This is a genomic window from Amycolatopsis sp. NPDC004378, from assembly GCF_053602455.1.
Map to the genome: position 1 here is coordinate 34,788 of NZ_JBSGDR010000038.1, position 16,391 is coordinate 51,178.

Sequence of the window (16,391 nt, forward strand, 5' to 3'; positions counted from 1 at the left end):
GCCGCCAAGACGAGGGGGAGACATGAGCTTCGACCGGTCGCTGAAGAAGGTCCGCAAGCGCATCACAGCTTGGGAACGCGCCATCGCGGAACGCCGGGAAGACCGCGCGGCCGCGGAGGTGCTGGACCCCAACGCCGGCCGCGAAGCCGCCGACCTCTGGGAGGCCGCCCAGCCCGCCGATTCCACCCGGCCTGACCACCTCGAAAGCCTCCGGCTGACCGAAGCCCGGCGCGTCCTAGGCAGGCTGCATCTCTACCGCGCGACTGGGCTGCAGAATCCGCAACTGCGCCGCGAACTGGCCGAAGGCATCGTTTACCTGGCACCGATCGCCGAGCGCCCGGGCGCGGTCCCGCCCGGGTACGACCAGTACCTCGGCCCGGCCGCCGACCCGGACGCACAGGGCGGCCTCGGCGCGGAGATGCTCGGGGCGGACGCGGACGCGGGCGGCGTCTTCGCCGACGCGGCGGTGGCGCTGCTGACCGAGTCGCTCGCCCGGACTCCCCGAAGCAGCCCCGGCTACCTGACTCGGCTGTCCAACCTCGGCAGCGCGCATTTGACGCGCTACCGCCGCAACGGAGAGCCGACCGATCTCGAGCGTGCCCACAGCCTGCTGAAGCGGGCCGTCGAGGGAGTCGCCCGGAAGGACCCGAACTGGGCGATGTATCAGTTCAACTTCGGGCAGACCCACCTCGAGCGGTACCTGCGCGCAAAGTCCCCCGCGGATGCGAAGGCGGCGGCTGGCCTGCTGGATCAGGCGATCGCCGGCCTACCCGCGGGTAGCCCAATGCGGTCGGCGGCTCAGTCGGCGGCGGTGACTGCGCACCGAGGCTGCGCCGAAGACGGCATCGGAGGCCGGGCCAGCCGGGACCGCGCGATCCGGCTCTGCCGCGAGCTGCTCGCCATCAAGTCCGGCGCCGCCGATGCACCCCATCAGGCTGAGCTGGGTTGGCTGCTGATGGGACGCTGGCTCGACGACAGCGGGCCCGGTACGGACATCGACGAGGCGGTCGACTGCCTCCGCGACGCGGTCGCGGCCACGCCGCCGGGCGATCCTGCTCTGGCTGAGCGGCAATCCCGGCTCGGCGTCGTCTACCGGCGACGGTACGAGGAAGGCAAGAGCCGGGCGGATCTCGAAGCCGCGATCGATTGGGGTCGGCAGGCCGTCGCGTCGGGCCGCCCAGGGACCGAGGGCCGTGGCGGGCACCTGACGAACATCGGCGTGGCCTGCCGCGAGCGCTACGAGCTCCACGGCTACCCGGCCGACTTGGACTTCGCGGTGCACTATGGGGAACAGGCCGTCGCTGCTGATCCCGACGACGACGCGGGGCGCGCCATCTCGCTCCACAACCTTTGCGCCGCCTACCGGTGTCGGTACGACCGCACTGGCGATCGTGCAGACATTGACCTCGCAGTGGATGCCGCCGAGCGCGGGGTCGCGGCCACGCCGTCCGGACACCCGCTGCGGCAGGAACGGCTCAACAGACTCGCCGCGGTGCGCGAGGTTCGCGATAGCCACAGGGCGTGAACGAGTTCGGTGCCGGGACCTGCACTTGGATCCACGCACCGTCCTGACTGGCTGAAGTCCTCTGATGCCCGACATCCGCCGATGGTCAGCCGTTAGGCCTCGTCGCGGTCCGGACTGGGTTGTGACCACTTCTCCTCGACGTGCCAGAAGTGCCAGATCGCGAGCGCTGCCAGCCACGTGACGACGAAGAGCCCGACGATCACGAAGCCGACATGGTCCAGGTCAACCCCGGCGATGGCCGCGAGCGGGCCGGAAGTGATGCCAAGCTTGGGTACGAGGATGGACAGCAGCTCGATCGTACCGATGATCAGGGCGATCGCGATGGACAGTGCGGTGATGGTGATGTTGTAGAAGATCTTCCGCACCGGTTTGGCGAACGCCCATGCGTAAGCGAAGTTCATGAAGCACCCGTCCGCCGCGTCGAACAGGGTCATCCCGGCCGCGAACAGGATCGGCAGCACCAGGATCGCGTACCACGGCAGGGAAAACGCTGCGGCACCGGCGGCGAGGACGAGTAGGCCGACCTCGGTGGCGGTGTCGAACCCGAGTCCGAAGAGGACACCGATCGGGTAGATGTGCCAGGGCTTGTGAACGGCCTTAGTCGCGCTACCGAGGATTCTGTTCATGAATCCCCGCTTGTTCAGCTGCAGTTCCAACGTGGCCTCGTCGAAATCGCCGCGGCGCATGTCGCGGAAGGCCCGCAGGATTCTCGCCAGGACGACGAGGTTGACGATCGCGATCAAGTACAGGAAGACGCAGGAGGTCGACGTGCCGATCACCGTCGTCGCCTGGTGCAACGCCGATCCGTCGTCGGTCACCTGACCCGCGAGCGCCCGGATTCCCAGTGACAGCAGCAGGCACAACAGGAAAACGACGGTCGAATGCCCGAGGGAGAACCAGAAGCCGACCGAGAGCGGCCGGTTTCCCTCGGCGAGGAGCTTGCGGGTCGTGTTGTCGATCGCGGCGATGTGGTCCGCGTCGAAAGCGTGCCGCATGCCGAGCGTGAACGCCGTGACACCCAGGCCCGCACCGAACACGCCAGTCGATCCCAGCGTGTAGTGCTGTGGCGCTACTACGAGTCCGAGCACACCCCAGGCGATCACGTTGAGAGCGAGGATGACCGCGGCCATCCCCGCGATGGACCTCCAGTCGCGGCGGGACAGCGTGCGGCCCCCGGCAGGGACGGAATTCGGGATGGTGTCCATGGCCGCCTCGAGTTCGGGGAACACAGCTGAGCGGCAACGCCTGCGACCCTAGACAGATGAACAAACCAAAAGCAACGCCCGGTAATACATGTTCGTCTGAGCAGGTAAGCAGCTGAATCAGACTGGAAATCTTCACCTGTTCGGGAGTGAACCGGATCACAGACGTCTCCGAATGGTTTGTGCTTGCCCGGAAAACGGGCGAGCGAGGGCCCCGTTTCCGCATCGGGCGGGAGCGACCCGGAACGTCACCGGCGACGGTGCCGTCTGCGAAAGGTCTGCTGCATGCCTGTACTGCTCCCGTCCCGCCGGACCCGGCGTGTGGGCCTCTCCCTGCTCGCGGTGGGGAGTGTGGTGCTCACGAGCGCGCTGATCGGCCTGGGCACCGATCTCGCCGCCGCCTCGAGCCACCGCGAGGCGCCGCTCATCGCCGGCGACCCGCCGGTCGACAACACCGACGTCTACGCCTTCGTCAGCCCGGACAAGCCGGACACCGTCACGCTGGTCGCCAACTGGTACCCGTTCGAGGAGCCCAACGGCGGCCCGAACTTCTACCCCTGGGCCACCGACGCCCACTACGACATCAACATCGACAGCGACGGCGACGCCAAGCCCGACCTGACCTACCGGTGGACGTTCAAGACCGACGACCGCCGCGGCAAGTCGACGTTCCTCTACGACAACGGCCCGGTCACCTCGCTCGACGACCCGAACCTGCTGTTCCGCCAGAGCTACAACCTCGACGTTATCGACAAGTACGGCCGCTCGAAGAACCTGGTGCGCTCGGGCAAGACCGCACCGTCGAATACGGGGCCCGCGTCGATGCCGAACTACGGTGCGCTGCGCGACCAGGCCGTGACGAACCTGCCCGGCGGCGGCAAGAGTTTCGCCGGCCAGGCCGACGACCCCTTCTTCCTCGACCTGCGGGTGTTCGACCTGCTCTACGGCGGCAACCTGTCCGAGGTCGGACAGGACACGTTGCGCGGCTACAACGTCAACACCATCGCGCTGCAGGTCCCCAAATCCGCGCTCGCACTGAACGGCAACGCGACACGCAACCCGGTGATCGGGGTGTGGAGCGACACCGAACGCCAGTCCCTGAGCATCAAGACGCCGGGCAAGGACACCCAGTTCGGCCCGTACGTCCAGGTCTCCCGTCTGGGCAACCCGCTGGTCAACGAGGTCGTGGTGCCTGCCGGGCTCAAGGACAAATTCAACTCGCTCACCCCGGACCAGGACCACAACGTCCCGGATCTGGTCAGCCGGGTCACCGACCCCGAGGTGCCCAAGCTGATCCAGGCCATCTACGGGCTCCCGGCGCCTGCGACACCGCGCAACGATCTGGCCGAGATCTTCCTGACCGGCGTCACCACCAAGGCCGGTGGGCCGATCAAGGCGGACCTCAACTCGCAGCTGAACAACGCCGACGTCAACGCCAGGAAGTTCACCCCGTCGGAGATGCTGCGGCTCAACACCGCGGTGCCGGTCGCGGCGAACCCCAACAGGCTCGGCGTGCTCGCCGGTGACCTGCAGGGCTTCCCCAACGGACGCCGGCTCACCGACGACGTCGTCGACATCGAGGTCCAGACCCTCGAAGGCGCCGCCCAGACCGGCGTCATCGTCCCGGCCCTGGCGACCGGGGACAAGGTCAACGCCAACGACGTGCCGTTCGGGAGCGCCTTCCCGTACGTCGCGCTGCCGCACAACTCCGCGGTGAACGCGGGGGGTGGCGGTGGAGGCGGGGCCGTCGGCGGAGGTGCCACGTCCGGGGGAGCAGCCGCCGGTCCCGCCGCCGGCGTCGCTTTCCCGGTCAAGCCCGCCCTCGGCGGCCTGGCCGCCGCGGTCCTGCTCGGGTCCGGCGCGTGGATGCTGCGCCGCCGTCCCGCAACCGCGGTCGAATAAGTCCACCGATGCCGGTGGCAGGTGCTCGGCACCTGCCCCCGGCTCCCGGCCGTGAGGTCCCGATGTCCGAACGTTCCATCCGCTCGCGCCGCGTCGTGGCGGTCGTGGTCCTGGTCGCCGGTGCGGTGGCGCTCGTCGCCAGCTTGTCCGCCGGGCAACCTGCGCCCGCCGCGGGGCCCGTGCCGGTCTCGGTCCCGCAGGACACTCTGGCCCACAGCATCAGCGTCGCCCAGGACAAGCTCCGCCGGACCCCGCAGGACCCACTCACCTGGGCGCAGCTCGGCACTGCGTACGTCGAACAGGCCCGGATCACCGCCGACCCCGCCTACTACCCGAAGGCCCAAGGCGCGCTCGAGAAGTCGCTGCAGCAGCAGCCCGACGGTAACGGCGCGGCCCTGATCGGTATGGGTGCGCTCGCCAACGCCCGGCACGACTTCGCCGCCGCGAAGAGCTGGGGCGAACGCGCGGAAGCGGCGCTGCCCGACACCGCCGAGGCCTACGGCGTGCTCGCCGACGCCCTGACCCAGCTCGGCGAGGCTGACGCGGCCACCGACGCGATCCAGCGGATGCTCGACCACAAGCCCGGCGTCTCCTCCTTCACCCGTGCCTCCTACGACCTGGAACTGCACGGCCGCATCGACGACGCACGGCAGGCTCTGCAACGCGCGGTCGCCGACGCCACCAGTGCGAGCGACGTCGCGTTCTGCCGCTACTACCTCGGCGAACTCGCGTTCAACTCCGGCAGGCTTGACGACGCCGCGAGCGAGTACGACCAAGGGCTGGCCGTCGACGCGCAGAACGTCTCGCTTCTGGAGGGCAAGGCCAAGGTCGCCGCCGCGCGCGGACACCTCGACGAGGCCGTCGCGGGCTACCGTGACATCGTCGGCCGGGTGCCGCTGCCGCAGTACCTGCAGGAGTACACCGACCTGCTTGTCGCCGCTGGGCGCAAACCGGAAGCCGAACAGCAGTACGCGGTGCTCGACAGCCAGCAGCGGCTGTTCGCCGCGGCCGGCGTCACTGACGACCTGACCGCCTCCGCCGTCGCCGCCAGCCGCGGCGACAAGGCCGCAGCGCTGAGCCACGCGCAAGCCGAGTGGGGACGCCGTCAGAACGTGCTCGTCGCCGACGCGCTCGGCTGGGCCTTGCACCTCAACGGCCGGGACGCCGAGGCGCTGCCCTACATCGACCGCGCCGCATCCCTTGGCGGGCGCAGCGCGGTCTTCGCCTACCACCGCGGCATGGTCCTCGCGGGCCTGGGCCGCAAGGCTGATGCTGTCGCGGCACTGTCGGAGGCGCTCGAGATCAATCCGTACTTCTCCCCGGTTGGCGCGCCGGACGCCCGGCGGGGGCTCGACCAGCTCAAGGCGGCTCGATGAAACGGCTCGTGGCCATCCTGTTCGGGTTGCTGGCGATCGCGCTGTTCGCCGCGCCGGCCGCGCAGGCCCATCCGCTCGGGAACTTCACTGTGAACCACTACGACGGCCTGACGTTGCGTCCCGGCGGTATTGATCTTTTGTCCGTTGTGGACAGTGCCGAGATTCCGACCGTGCAGGACAAGTCGTCCGTCGACACCGATCACGACGGGGTCATCAGTGCCGTGGAGGCGGGTGCCCGCGCCGCCGGTGACTGCGCGGCGCTGATGTCGGCCATGCCGGTCACGGTCGACGGTCAGCCGGTGGCGTTGATGCTGCGGTCCAGCACCCTCGAGTTCCCGCCGGGCCAAGCCGGGCTCCCGACCAGCCGGCTCACCTGCGCGATGTCGGCATCCGCCCGGCTGGACCGTGCCGCGACGCTGGCGATCCGCGACGACTTCCGCACCGACCGGATCGGCTGGCGCGAGATGACCGCCGTCGGCGACGGCGTCCGGCTCCCGGCCGACGGGCTGCCGACCAGCAGTGTCAGCAACGAGCTGCGCGCCTACCCCGACGACCTGCTGGCCAACCCGCTGAACGTCCGCGAGGCCACCCTGCGCGTCGAACCCGGCATCGGGGGTGGCGCGGCGGCCGACGTCGCTCCGCACCTGGGCCCGTTGGACGCGGTGGTCGGCACGGTCACCCGGACCTTCACCGATCTCGTCGGCGCCGACGACCTGACCCCGGCCGTCGGGCTGCTGGCCGTGCTGCTGTCGCTGGTGCTGGGAGCCTCGCACGCCGCGCTGCCCGGGCATGGCAAGACGCTGATCGCCGCCTACCTCGCGGGCAAACGCGGTTCGACGCGCGACGCACTGGTCGTCGGCGCCACGGTGACGGTGACCCACACCGCCGGGGTGCTGGTGCTGGGGTTGCTCATCAGCGGATCGAGCGCACTCGCGGGGGAGTCCGTGCTGGGCTGGCTCGGGGTCGCGAGTGGACTGTTGGTGACAGGCATCGGCGTCTGGCTGCTGGTGTCCGCTGTGCGCAACCGTTCGAAGCGGGTCCAGGAGGAACCGGTGCTGGTCACTGCCGGAGCCGTCGCCGATGCGCACGACCACGGGCACGGGCATGGACACGACCACCGGCATGGACATGGACATGGACATGGACATGGACATGGACATGGACATGGACATGGGCACGGCTTCGGGCGTGGTGGGCTGATCGGGATGGGTGTCGCCGGTGGGTTGGTCCCGAGCCCGTCGGCACTCGTGGTCCTGCTGGGCGCGGTCGCGCTCGGCCGGACCTGGTTCGGCGTACTGCTGGTCCTCGGTTACGGATTCGGCATGGCCGCCACCCTGACCGCCGTCGGCCTGCTCCTGGTCCGGCTACGCGACCGCCTGGAGACTATGCGCCGTATGGACCGCCTGCGTGCCCGGGCGGCCAGGTTGTCGGGCTGGATGCCGGTGCTCACCGCGACATTGGTGCTGGTGGTCGGGCTCGGCCTGGCTATCCGCGCCGCGACGGGAAACGGATGACGATGCGCGCGATCCTCGCCTTGGCCTGCTGCTTCTCGGTCGTCTCTTGTTCGTCCGCCCCGTCCGATCCCGGACCGGTGTTCGACAACGAGGGCAACCAGTCGATCAGCTGCATGAAGCACCAGCAGACCGGGCCCGGTGCGCGCTACCGCGATCCGGATCGGATCCGCACGGACGAAACCCTTCCGCTGCTGCGGTACTACACTGCCAACGGGCGCAAGAACTACTGCGACGGCGCCGTGCCGTCCGACGCCGACCGGGCGTGGGCCGGTGTTTACGTCAACCTTGGCGCGGATCGCGTGAACGTCGCCGGCATCCTGAGATGAACTGCGTTCAGCGCTGGATCAGCATCCGGAGCTTGGCCGACGCGAGCCGGACACGTGACTTCACAGTGTTTACCGAAACTCCCAATGTGACGGCGATGTCGCGGTAAGTCACTTCCTCGACATAGGCCTGCGTCAGCAAAGTTCGCTGCTCCGGTGGCAGCTTGGCCAGAGCGTCCCGGATCCGGCGGACTTCGACCCCGCCCAGCACGTGCTCGCTGGGGTCCGGTTCGGTCGGGATCAGTGCCTGGCGCGCGATCAGGGTGTCGCGCTCACGTGCCGCCTGGGCCGACCGGACCCGGTCGACGGCCCGTCGTCGCGCGATCATCGTGACCCAGCGCGCACCCGTGCCATGGGTTCCGTCGAACCGGGCGGCCGTCGCCCAGAGCTCGAGAAACGTCTCCTGAGTGACCTCTTCGGACTGTGCGTGGTCCTGCACCACCGCGAAGACAGTGTGGAAGACGAGACCGAAGAATTCGCGGTACAACCGCTCGAAGGCGTACTGGTCTCCGCCGGCCACCCGTTCAAGCAATTCTTCCATGGACGTGGTTCCAGCCTGGGCAGTTTACCGGCAAAAGATGAACAAATTTCAGCAGCGAGGTCCGAGCTGTCTCTTCACAGAGCGTTCGAGGCACTGCCGCGGCGAGCTTGGTCCGGGCCGGCGCGCGAACGTGTCGACGCAGCCCGCCAGCGCTGCAAGTCAGTTGGAAAGGTGTCGACTGCTTGAACCCGATCGGGTGCGCTCCGAATCGTTCTCGTTGGCGGATACCGATTTCCAGGGTGATCCGGCTGGATCTTCACAAACGAGCCCGGAACCGCGGCAGAGAGCGACCGCAGGGCGTTCCCGTGGACGGCGGCGACCACGGCGATCGCCCGCGCCGATGGCGAACTTCGGTGCAGCGCTCGATAGCCGGATGAGCTTCAACCTCGCCCTGGCCGGGCACTTATCGTCTGGCAAGAGCTTCCAGCTCGGTGGCATGCAGCAGCGGCTGGACTACAGGCCGGTCCGCAACGACCTCGGCGACGTCTTCGACAAGTACGTCGGGCTGCTGCCCTCGGCCTCCGCACCCACGTCGGCGTGCCCGGCGACGGTGATCCCGGACCGCGGGCCGAGAGCCGGTAAACGGGAGTCGCTGCGGGTCCGGTTCACCGACTCCGACCACTGGGAAGACGTCGGCTCCGCCCTTCGGCCCATTGTGGCCGCCTACTGCACCAACGATCCGGAACTGATACACGGTGACAGTGAAGAAGCCACCAGATGTCGACACCGAAGCGAAACTGTTCACCAGGCGGGTTCGTGCCATCTCGTCCGGAACATCACGACCTTCAGTGGATCGGTCACCGTCGTCCGCCGCGCGAGGACCGGCTCCCTGAAAAAGGCGTTGCGCCGGGGCTGGGGTGCGAGCTCTCGTCGCAGCGCGTTCTCAGATTGGCGGCGGTAGGTTAGGCAGATGCGGCGTGAGCGCGTTGAGTTGCGAGTCGGCTGGATCAGCCTGGCCGCTGTCAGTCTGGGGATCGCGGGCTTCGGCATCGTCGTCGCGATTGTGCCGCCGGCGGATGATGCGCTGCTCTACCGCGCGGACGGACTCGCCTCGATCGGGGTCGGCCTGTTCGGCGGGCTCCTCGCCCTGGTGCCCTATCGGCGCCGGGAACGGTGGGCGTGGATCGCGCTCTGGTTCTATCCACTGTTCTGGCTCGCTCACCTGCTCGGCGGGCTGCCTCCGGGCAAGGACCACGTTCACCAGATCGCGTTCATCGCGCTCTCACTGGTCGGCCTCATGCTTCCCAGCCGGCAGTTCCTCCGAGGCACGTCGGCACAATAAGCCTTACCCGGCTACTCGCGGCGGTTCATCTGGCGCACCACGGGCTCCTGTCAGGATCCGCCTGCTGCCCCCGGACCACCGGTGCCCGGGACGATCTCTGCGCCTGGGTGACCCGACCCTGGTCCGGCGGTCGCGCGGAGCGTGTGCGGTGATCAGCGATGGCGCAAAACGCCGTCAACTGATGGAGGGGCCAATACTTCGAACCTGCTGTAGTCGTCTCAATTTCAGATTGGTAGACGGTGGGCCACTGCTACTCCGGCTTATGCCGGTAGGGGCAGGCAGTCGGCGAGCAGGGCGACGATGTCGCGCCAGGCCCGCCTCGCGTGCTGCGGGCGGTGGCCGACGCCGGGGAGCACGGTCTGGTCGGCCGCATCGGCGGGTGATGAAACGCGTGCTGGGCGCCGCCGTAGATCACCATGCTCCAGTCGACACCCGCGGCCTGCATCTTGGCGGCGAACGCGTCCCGTTGCGCGGCCGGCTGGATCGGGTCCTTCGACCCGACCCCCGCCCACACCGGGCAACGGATGCGCGCCGCCTCGCCCGGCCGGCCCGTCGTCAGCGCATTGACCGTCGCGATCGCGTGCAGCGCGAGCCCGGCGCGGCCGAGTTCCAGCACGATCGCGCCTTCGGTGTCGTAACCGATGGCGTCGACCCGATCAGGGTTGGTCCGTGCTTCGGCGCGCAGCACGTCAAGCGTCGCGTGGCCGATCCCCCGCAGCCGGTCGGGGTCGGCCAGCAGCGGGGTGCAACGCGCCAGCATCTCCTGAGCTCGGTGAGCCAGCGCCCGCCGTGGATGTCGAAGGCCAGCGCCACGTACCCCAGCTCGGCGAGGGCGTCGGCCCGAGGGCGTCGGAAGTCGTTCAGCCCCGTTACCTCCGGCCCGATCAGGACCGCGGGTCGGCGGTCGACACCAGCGGGGAGGGGAAGGTGCCCGACCATCGTCAGGCCGTTCGCCGGGTACTCGACGGTGCGCGTCGTGATCGTGGCCATGAGAGCGGACCGTAGTGATCATCGAGCCCGGCCGGGCCGGTTCACCGCCGGCAGAACAGCGTCCCAACCGCACGGAGTTGAGGCAGCTCGTTGAAGGTCCTCTCCTCAGCCGTGCTTTGCTTCAGATTTTTGACACTCGGTCATCGGGGTTCGAGGTGGTCGGCCAGCTTGTCCAGCGACGCCTGTAATTGATCTTTGTTCACCCCTGGCAGGCGGGTGAGCATGTCGGTGTGGGTGAACGCCGACCAGCCGTGGGTTTGGGTGACCACTGTGTGGCGGTCGCTGGCGGATGTGAGGCGCAGGTGTACGTGTGTCCGGCGGGCGGGCGGCGCGTTCGGCGAGAAAGTTCACCATGCTGGCCGGGGTCCGCGGCAGGATCCGCGCAACGACCTGGTCGTGCGCCTGGGCCTGCTGCCGCCGCTCGACCTCTGCCACCTCGGCCGCGAGCACCACCGTGGACGTCACCACCAGCCCGGCCAGGGCCAGGGCGAGTACGCGCGGCCGGCCGGGTCGACGGACTGTCCTGGGCACCGCCAGCGGGCGTAGCGGGCGAGGTTTAGCAGGCCCCAAGGGCCGGCTTGACCAGGGAAGATGCCTTGTCTCGCTTTGGTAGAGGCGCGTCGGTCGCAGCTACGGCCCCTTCCCGCACGGGTGTACACGTCGTGCCGCCAAACCGCCTCTTCCGGACGCAGTTGAGTCGGTGCCTGGAAGAGGCGTCGCGTCTCCGCAGTTGCGGTTAGTGGCGATCCGGATTGGTTGCGGCGTCCACGCGCCCCAGACGCTAGCCAGAAGGTCTGCAGTACCGGGAGACACGCGTTCGACGGTGCTGGCGACTCGATTCCGGCACTCCGAGCACTTGCTGAGGTGGTCCTCGAGCTGGACCACCTCAGTGGGGTCGAGACGACAATCCGCGGTCACGTAGTGGCTCAGCTGATCATTGCTGACGTGAGCGGCATCGCCACTCGTGTCCTGGCGCTTCACGCGACCACTCCCAGCATGTCGGCCTGTTGGTCGGCCTATGCTGCTGGCACAACCCGTCGCACGGGAAAACCAAGAAGTGCCCGCACCCACTGGACTTCTAGGTGCAGCCAAGCCCAGACCGGCAATAATTGCTACAATAGTCGGACTGTGTGGCGCACTGGCAATCCGACGACACGCCCGACGGCGAACGTTCGGTGCCGAGAGAAAGAACGAACCAACTGTCCTCGGGAGTGAATTCACGTTTCACATCGTCGTCGAAACCGCTCTGCACGAGTCTATCTGCAAGGCCGGACGAACTGACAAACATGTCGGGATTTGCTGCTGCGTTACTTGCCCGGTCGAGCACGGCGTTCTGCTTCACCGAAAGGCGTGGATGTGCTCGACGGAACGCTGCAATGTTCTCACGCCGCGCCTGACTCTGCGCCTGCGGGGACAGGTTTCACCGCGCCGGAGCCGGCGGTGACGTTCGGGCGGGCTACGCGGATGTCGTCGGACTGCTGCGGGCACGGGGTGTAACGAGGCCGCGCGCAAGCTGCAGTTCTTCGATATCCACGACGTCGATGAGTTGGCGCCGCTGGTCGACATCGCCGGCTGCCAGCTCGGTCGCCACGACGAACAGCCGCACCTGAAGATGATGAGGGCTTCGTCCAGAGCCGCCAAGGAGAACCCACGCTCGGCGCACTGCCGGCCGCTCACCGGGTTCATCAGCGACTACAACGGAGGCCGGCCGGTGTTCCACCCGGACGCGGTCGCTGCCGCTGTAGCCGAAGGCCTGGTCTCCGCGCTGCGGTGCCCCTTGAACCGAGCGAAACGGCCAAGGACAACGTGGCGCGCGGTCGGCCAATCGCGACCTCGGCGGCCGCTACGACCGCAACAGCGCGGTGGGGCATGTCGTCGCACGTGGATCCGAACGACTTGTCCTCGCCTTCAAGCTCAGCTGACCAGGATACCTGGCTGACGCTGAGCAGGGTTCAGTTCAGAGATCGGGAACCGCGGATAGGTAACTGCTGAAAACCAGGACATGGACCACGTCGGCCAGGCGCTGCTGAACCTGGCGCCGCGCGCCATCAGAAGGGCGAGTTCGAGCTCGGGCACCGTGCGGCGGGCGGGGAACTTGTACTGTACTGGGGTGCGTATGTACCTGCGACGTGTCGGCCCCGGCCTCCGGTGGAAGGTGATCAGGCCGAAGGTGCGCCTACCTCGAGCGGAGCTGAAGCATGCCCGCCTTCGGCGCGCTCACCTCACCGGCGCGTTCCTGCAAGGAGCACGCCTGAGTTGGGCCAACCTGTCAGACGCCGATCTGCGGGACATCGTTCTCGAATCCGCCAACCTGTTCGAAGCTGACCTGACCCGCGCCGACTTGACCGGCGCGGACCTCGAGCGTGTCCACGCGGTCGGAGCCAACCTGACCGACGCGGTCCTGACCCGCACGAACCTCTCGTCGGCCGACCTCGCCAGGGCGACCGTGCGCGGCGCGAACCTCCGCGACGCGAATCTTGAACGCATTTCCCTGCCCGGTGTGGATCTCCGCGAACAGGATCTGCACGCCGTCGACATGCACGGCGCGTTCTTGGCCCGGGCGGACCTGCGGGGCGTGAAGCTGACCGGTGCCAACCTCAGTGGCGCTGACTTGACCCGCTGCCGTGTCAAGGGCGCAGACCTCACCGGCGCCGACCTCACCGATGCCGAGTTGTGCGACATGGACACCCTTGGCATGGCGATCTTGCGAGACACCGACCTGCGCGGGACAGAACTCGGAGGTGGCCCTGACGGCTCCCTACCTCACCAGCGTGCGAACCGTCATCAGTACGCCACCGTGTTGCTGTCCGCGCACGCCCGCCACGGCACCTTTCTCGGCGCACGCTGGTCGGAGGAAACCCAGTGGCCACACGACATGGCCGACGAAATGCGTGAACGCTCGGAACAGATCGAGCCGGGCATCTGGCAGATCAGACATACCTGACGATCCGTGCGCACCAGTCCGTGCTCTGCCGCCAGGTTGGGTCCCATCTCCGGCTCCCAGTAGCGCGGTAGGGCGTCGCGCCGCCGTTCGCTGCCGCGGTCTCCAGACAGCCGCGCCAGCGGGCCGGGACGAACCCGAACGGCGCGTCGTCGGGGATCGGTGCGGGCGCCGTGGCGTTCAGCTCTCGTAGCATCGCTACCGCCTCCAGGCCACCGGTCGAATCGAGAAACCGGCGTCGGTTCAGACCGAGCTGCAGCAGGTTCCGTCCGACGGTGCGCGCTGAGATGCTGATGCCGTCGGCTGGGAGCGGGTCGCACTTCTCGTCCTGCCACTGAAAGACCCGTCCCCTCCTTGCAGGCCCGTCAGTCGTCACCAACGTCGTGACCCGCAACAGCTAGCGGGGCTAACCCAGATCCAGGGCCGCTGCGATGTCCGGGTACGCCGCCCCGGCCTGGCCCGCATAGAAGACGTCGGCGTCCGACCGGGCGTCGGCACTCTGTCGCAGGCGGGTGAGCACGTAGAGCCGGGCCAGGTGCGCCCCCGCCCGGTCCGCGTCGCCGATCCGCGGGTCGACCGGCCCGAACGGCGCCTGCTCGGCGGGTATCCCGGTCAACCGCCGGGCCCACCGCCAGGCCAGCTCGGCCACGTCCCGGTCCAGCTCTTCCAACTCCGCCGCTGTGAATTCTCGCCGCTGCATGCGCCCACTGTGGAGTGTCCGCCGGACGTCGGCAAGCGCACCAGCGGCAGCCACGCGACCACCCGGCACTGCGCGATCGTGTCGCCACGGCGTACATGACCGAGAAGCCACCGTCACCCACGTGCGTATGCGGAACGTCGTTACGCCCTGCGCGGCTGACTCCACCGGCAACTCTGAACCGGCGCAGCTTCTAGGACGTGACTCCCAGCTGGCGCATGATGCCCAGTTCGTCCGTGCTGCCCCAGCGCTCCACGATCTGCTCGTTCCGGAACCGTCCGATCTGGACGCCGCCCCGAGGGCGGTGGTGACGACGGCGCCCCATTCACCACCTTGCGCGGCCCATCTCGGGTAGCCGAGACGTTTCATCAGCTCGACCCAAGCGCTGGCGATGCGCGATACGGTCCACCCGGTCTCGGCGGGCTTCTGCGAGAACCCGAACCCGGGGAGCGACGGGATGACGACGTCGAATGAATCGGCGGCGTCTCCGCCGAAGGACACCGGCTCGGTCAGCGGGCCGATCAGTTTCAGGAACTCGACGATCGAGCCGGGCCATCCGCGTGTGAGCAGCAGTGGCATGGCGCCGGGTTCTCGGACTTGACGTGGATGAAGTGGATGTCAAGCCCGTCGATCTCGGTCAGGAACTGAGGGACGTGGTTGAGCTCGGATTCGAAGCGCCGCCAGTCGTAGTCGTGTTCCCAGTAGTCGATCAGGGATCTGGCGTTCTCCACCCGGACCCCTTGGGACCAGTCGCCCACGGTTTCCGGGTCCGGCCAGCGGGTTTCTGGCCAGCCGCTGCTTCAGGTCGTCGATCTCCGGCTCCGGGATCGAGACGGTGAACGGGCGGACGAGGGCCGGTGCGGTCTATGCGTTCTTCTCCTGAGCCTCGCGGCGCAACGCGTCGTTGCACACTGGTGTGCAATCTACTTCACTGCACACCAGTGTGCAACACTGCTGTCGTGCCTCCCGTGCCCGGTCGATGACCGAGACCCGCGATCGCACTCTCGACGTCGCCCTCGATGTGCTGGGGAGAACCCCGCCGCCGGAATGGGCGACATCGCCTCCGCTGCCGGGGTCGTCCGTCGCACGGTCTACGGCCATTTTCCCCCGCGCCTCGAGCTGATCCGGACACTCACGGAACGGGCTGTCACCGAGATGACAGGCGTGCTCACCGAGGTCAACGCCTCCGGCGTGGAAGCGGATGTGACGTGGGTCGGATTCATCGCTCGCCTATGGCCGGTGGCGCACCGGTACCGAGTGCTGCTGGCGCTGCGCCGCGGCGAGTACGGCGAGGCGATCCACGGCCTGCTCGGACCGGTCGACGAGCTCCTCGCCGACCTGGTGAAACGGGGCCAGGACAGCGACGTGTTCGCACAGCACCTGCCGGCGGGCCTGTTGAGCCAGGTCGTGTTCGCCATCGCGGACAGCGACCTGCCGAACGGGCCTCTCGGCGTCCGAGCGGCGACGATCAGGAGCCTGCTGATGCTGGGAGTTCCCGAGGCGCAGGCAATCACTCTGGTGGGCGACCAGCCTTGACTCGCGGCACTCGGCGACCAGGCGTGATTGGACTTCAGTGCAACGACGGACGGACCTGAAATCGGTGCGGTCCGTTCCTCGCCATTCGGATAATGCCGGGCACACCATCCAGGTGACGTATCGAGATCCGCTCGGGTCACCGCGAATGACCGCGCAAGCGGCTTGGATGCCGCCCTTCGGCTGGTGCCCTCACCACCGTGCGCTCTTTGTCGATGCGTCGTGAGCGGCTCCGGTCGTGTTGGTGTTCGCGTCGTGTTTGGCGCCGGAGAGGTCCACGCCGGTGAGCGTGCCATTGCGCTTCGTCGTGGGCATCGCGGTGTTCCTGCTGCTGCACCGGATCGCGCCGCGCGTGTGGCGAGAGCCCGATTCAGCGAAGACCGACACGTCCCGGCGGGCGTTCCTGCTCGGCGGGGCCGGGGTAGTGGTGGGGGCCGGTGCGGCCGGCCTCGGTGGGCAGTTGATCAGCTCCACCCGCGACGCGACGGCGTCGCGCGAAGCGGTCGGCAAGCTCGTCCCGGCCCGGACCGCGCCCACGATCCCGGCCGACGCCGACTTCGCGAAG

The 16,391-nt window shown here is 68.3% G+C and carries 19 protein-coding genes and 3 pseudogenes; 11 read left to right on the forward strand and 11 right to left on the reverse strand.

The genetic code is table 11. The features are described from left to right. Positions 1-22 precede the first annotated feature (22 nt). Positions 23-1,525 (forward strand): hypothetical protein, encoded by a 1,503-nt coding sequence (locus ACWEN0_RS47515; RefSeq protein ID WP_451988339.1) that lies wholly within the window; start codon positions 23-25, stop codon positions 1,523-1,525. Positions 1,526-1,617: 92 nt separating this feature from the next. Here the strand turns inward: ACWEN0_RS47515 and ACWEN0_RS47520 are convergent, their stop codons facing one another. Further along, positions 1,618-2,655, reverse strand: coding sequence for a HoxN/HupN/NixA family nickel/cobalt transporter (locus ACWEN0_RS47520; RefSeq protein ID WP_451988356.1), 1,038 nt, complete (start codon positions 2,653-2,655; stop codon positions 1,618-1,620). 357 nt (positions 2,656-3,012) lie between these two features. Here ACWEN0_RS47520 and ACWEN0_RS47525 point away from each other — a divergent pair, with 357 nt between their 5' ends. The 4 genes from ACWEN0_RS47525 (at position 3,013) to ACWEN0_RS47540 (ending at position 7,845) form a co-directional block, all read left to right on the forward strand. Further along, positions 3,013-4,629 carry a DUF4331 domain-containing protein gene (locus ACWEN0_RS47525; RefSeq protein ID WP_451988340.1) on the forward strand — a complete coding sequence of 539 codons (1,617 nt, stop codon included), beginning with the start codon at positions 3,013-3,015 and terminating at the stop codon, positions 4,627-4,629. A 62-nt stretch (positions 4,630-4,691) separates the two neighbouring features. Further along, positions 4,692-6,005: a tetratricopeptide repeat protein gene (locus tag ACWEN0_RS47530; RefSeq protein ID WP_451988341.1), complete on the forward strand. Its 1,314-nt coding sequence runs from the start codon at positions 4,692-4,694 to the stop codon at positions 6,003-6,005. Beyond that, positions 6,002-7,519, forward strand: coding sequence for a nickel/cobalt transporter (locus ACWEN0_RS47535; RefSeq protein WP_451988342.1), 1,518 nt, complete (start codon positions 6,002-6,004; stop codon positions 7,517-7,519). The genes ACWEN0_RS47530 and ACWEN0_RS47535 overlap by 4 nt, the downstream gene beginning before the upstream one ends. Then, positions 7,516-7,845, forward strand: a complete 330-nt coding sequence (locus tag ACWEN0_RS47540) for a hypothetical protein (protein WP_451988343.1) — start codon at positions 7,516-7,518, stop codon at positions 7,843-7,845. The genes ACWEN0_RS47535 and ACWEN0_RS47540 overlap by 4 nt, the downstream gene beginning before the upstream one ends. Positions 7,846-7,852: 7 nt before the next feature. Here the strand turns inward: ACWEN0_RS47540 and ACWEN0_RS47545 are convergent, their stop codons facing one another. Beyond that, on the reverse strand, positions 7,853-8,383 hold the full coding sequence (locus ACWEN0_RS47545) for a sigma-70 family RNA polymerase sigma factor (RefSeq protein WP_451988344.1): 531 nt from the start codon (positions 8,381-8,383) through the stop codon (positions 7,853-7,855). Between the two features lie 373 nt (positions 8,384-8,756). Here ACWEN0_RS47545 and ACWEN0_RS47550 point away from each other — a divergent pair, with 373 nt between their 5' ends. Then, on the forward strand, positions 8,757-9,284 hold the full coding sequence (locus ACWEN0_RS47550) for a hypothetical protein (protein ID WP_451988345.1): 528 nt from the start codon (positions 8,757-8,759) through the stop codon (positions 9,282-9,284). 9 nt (positions 9,285-9,293) lie between these two features. Further along, positions 9,294-9,665, forward strand: coding sequence for a hypothetical protein (locus tag ACWEN0_RS47555; protein ID WP_451988346.1), 372 nt, complete (start codon positions 9,294-9,296; stop codon positions 9,663-9,665). A gap of 250 nt (positions 9,666-9,915) precedes the next feature. Here ACWEN0_RS47555 and ACWEN0_RS47560 read toward each other — a convergent pair whose 3' ends face one another. From ACWEN0_RS47560 to ACWEN0_RS47570, 3 genes and pseudogenes are all read right to left on the reverse strand, one after another. Next, complete coding sequence (locus tag ACWEN0_RS47560; protein WP_451988347.1) at positions 9,916-10,425, reverse strand: dienelactone hydrolase family protein; 510 nt, start codon at positions 10,423-10,425, stop codon at positions 9,916-9,918. Between the two features lie 83 nt (positions 10,426-10,508). Continuing rightward, a pseudogene (locus ACWEN0_RS47565) lies at positions 10,509-10,655 on the reverse strand (dienelactone hydrolase family protein); the annotation flags it as partial. Between the two features lie 140 nt (positions 10,656-10,795). Further along, positions 10,796-10,924 carry a hypothetical protein gene (locus ACWEN0_RS47570; RefSeq protein ID WP_451988348.1) on the reverse strand — a complete coding sequence of 43 codons (129 nt, stop codon included), beginning with the start codon at positions 10,922-10,924 and terminating at the stop codon, positions 10,796-10,798. 127 nt (positions 10,925-11,051) lie between these two features. On the opposite strand from ACWEN0_RS47570, the gene ACWEN0_RS47575 reads away from it, so the two are divergent. After that, positions 11,052-11,201 carry a hypothetical protein gene (locus ACWEN0_RS47575; RefSeq protein ID WP_451988349.1) on the forward strand — a complete coding sequence of 50 codons (150 nt, stop codon included), beginning with the start codon at positions 11,052-11,054 and terminating at the stop codon, positions 11,199-11,201. Positions 11,202-11,733: 532 nt separating this feature from the next. Here the strand turns inward: ACWEN0_RS47575 and ACWEN0_RS47580 are convergent. Both ACWEN0_RS47580 and ACWEN0_RS47585 read right to left on the reverse strand, forming a co-directional pair. Further along, positions 11,734-12,072 (reverse strand): bacteriocin fulvocin C-related protein, encoded by a 339-nt coding sequence (locus ACWEN0_RS47580; protein ID WP_451988357.1) that lies wholly within the window; start codon positions 12,070-12,072, stop codon positions 11,734-11,736. 39 nt (positions 12,073-12,111) lie between these two features. After that, the gene (locus ACWEN0_RS47585) at positions 12,112-12,261 is read right to left on the reverse strand and encodes a hypothetical protein (RefSeq protein WP_451988350.1); all 150 of its coding nucleotides are present in this window, start codon (positions 12,259-12,261) and stop codon (positions 12,112-12,114) included. Between the two features lie 396 nt (positions 12,262-12,657). Between ACWEN0_RS47585 and ACWEN0_RS47590 the strand changes: the two genes are divergently transcribed. Further along, on the forward strand, positions 12,658-13,599 hold the full coding sequence (locus ACWEN0_RS47590; protein ID WP_451988351.1) for a pentapeptide repeat-containing protein: 942 nt from the start codon (positions 12,658-12,660) through the stop codon (positions 13,597-13,599). Between the two features lie 403 nt (positions 13,600-14,002). On the opposite strand, the gene ACWEN0_RS47595 is transcribed toward ACWEN0_RS47590, so the two are convergent. From ACWEN0_RS47595 to ACWEN0_RS47610, 4 genes and pseudogenes are all read right to left on the reverse strand, one after another. Continuing rightward, positions 14,003-14,296, reverse strand: coding sequence for a hypothetical protein (locus tag ACWEN0_RS47595; RefSeq protein WP_451988358.1), 294 nt, complete (start codon positions 14,294-14,296; stop codon positions 14,003-14,005). 190 nt (positions 14,297-14,486) lie between these two features. Next, positions 14,487-14,618: a hypothetical protein gene (locus ACWEN0_RS47600; RefSeq protein WP_451988359.1), complete on the reverse strand. Its 132-nt coding sequence runs from the start codon at positions 14,616-14,618 to the stop codon at positions 14,487-14,489. Positions 14,619-14,650: 32 nt separating this feature from the next. Continuing rightward, positions 14,651-14,872, reverse strand: a pseudogene (locus ACWEN0_RS47605) (alpha/beta fold hydrolase); the annotation flags it as partial. Continuing rightward, positions 14,821-15,024, reverse strand: a complete 204-nt coding sequence (locus tag ACWEN0_RS47610; protein WP_451988352.1) for an epoxide hydrolase N-terminal domain-containing protein — start codon at positions 15,022-15,024, stop codon at positions 14,821-14,823. The pseudogene ACWEN0_RS47605 and the gene ACWEN0_RS47610, both read right to left, overlap by 52 nt. A gap of 316 nt (positions 15,025-15,340) precedes the next feature. Between ACWEN0_RS47610 and ACWEN0_RS47615 the strand changes: the two genes are divergently transcribed. Both ACWEN0_RS47615 and ACWEN0_RS47620 read left to right on the forward strand, forming a co-directional pair. Next, positions 15,341-15,829, forward strand: coding sequence for a TetR/AcrR family transcriptional regulator (locus ACWEN0_RS47615; protein ID WP_451988353.1), 489 nt, complete (start codon positions 15,341-15,343; stop codon positions 15,827-15,829). A gap of 280 nt (positions 15,830-16,109) precedes the next feature. Further along, positions 16,110-16,391, forward strand: a pseudogene (locus ACWEN0_RS47620) (molybdopterin-dependent oxidoreductase); the annotation flags it as partial.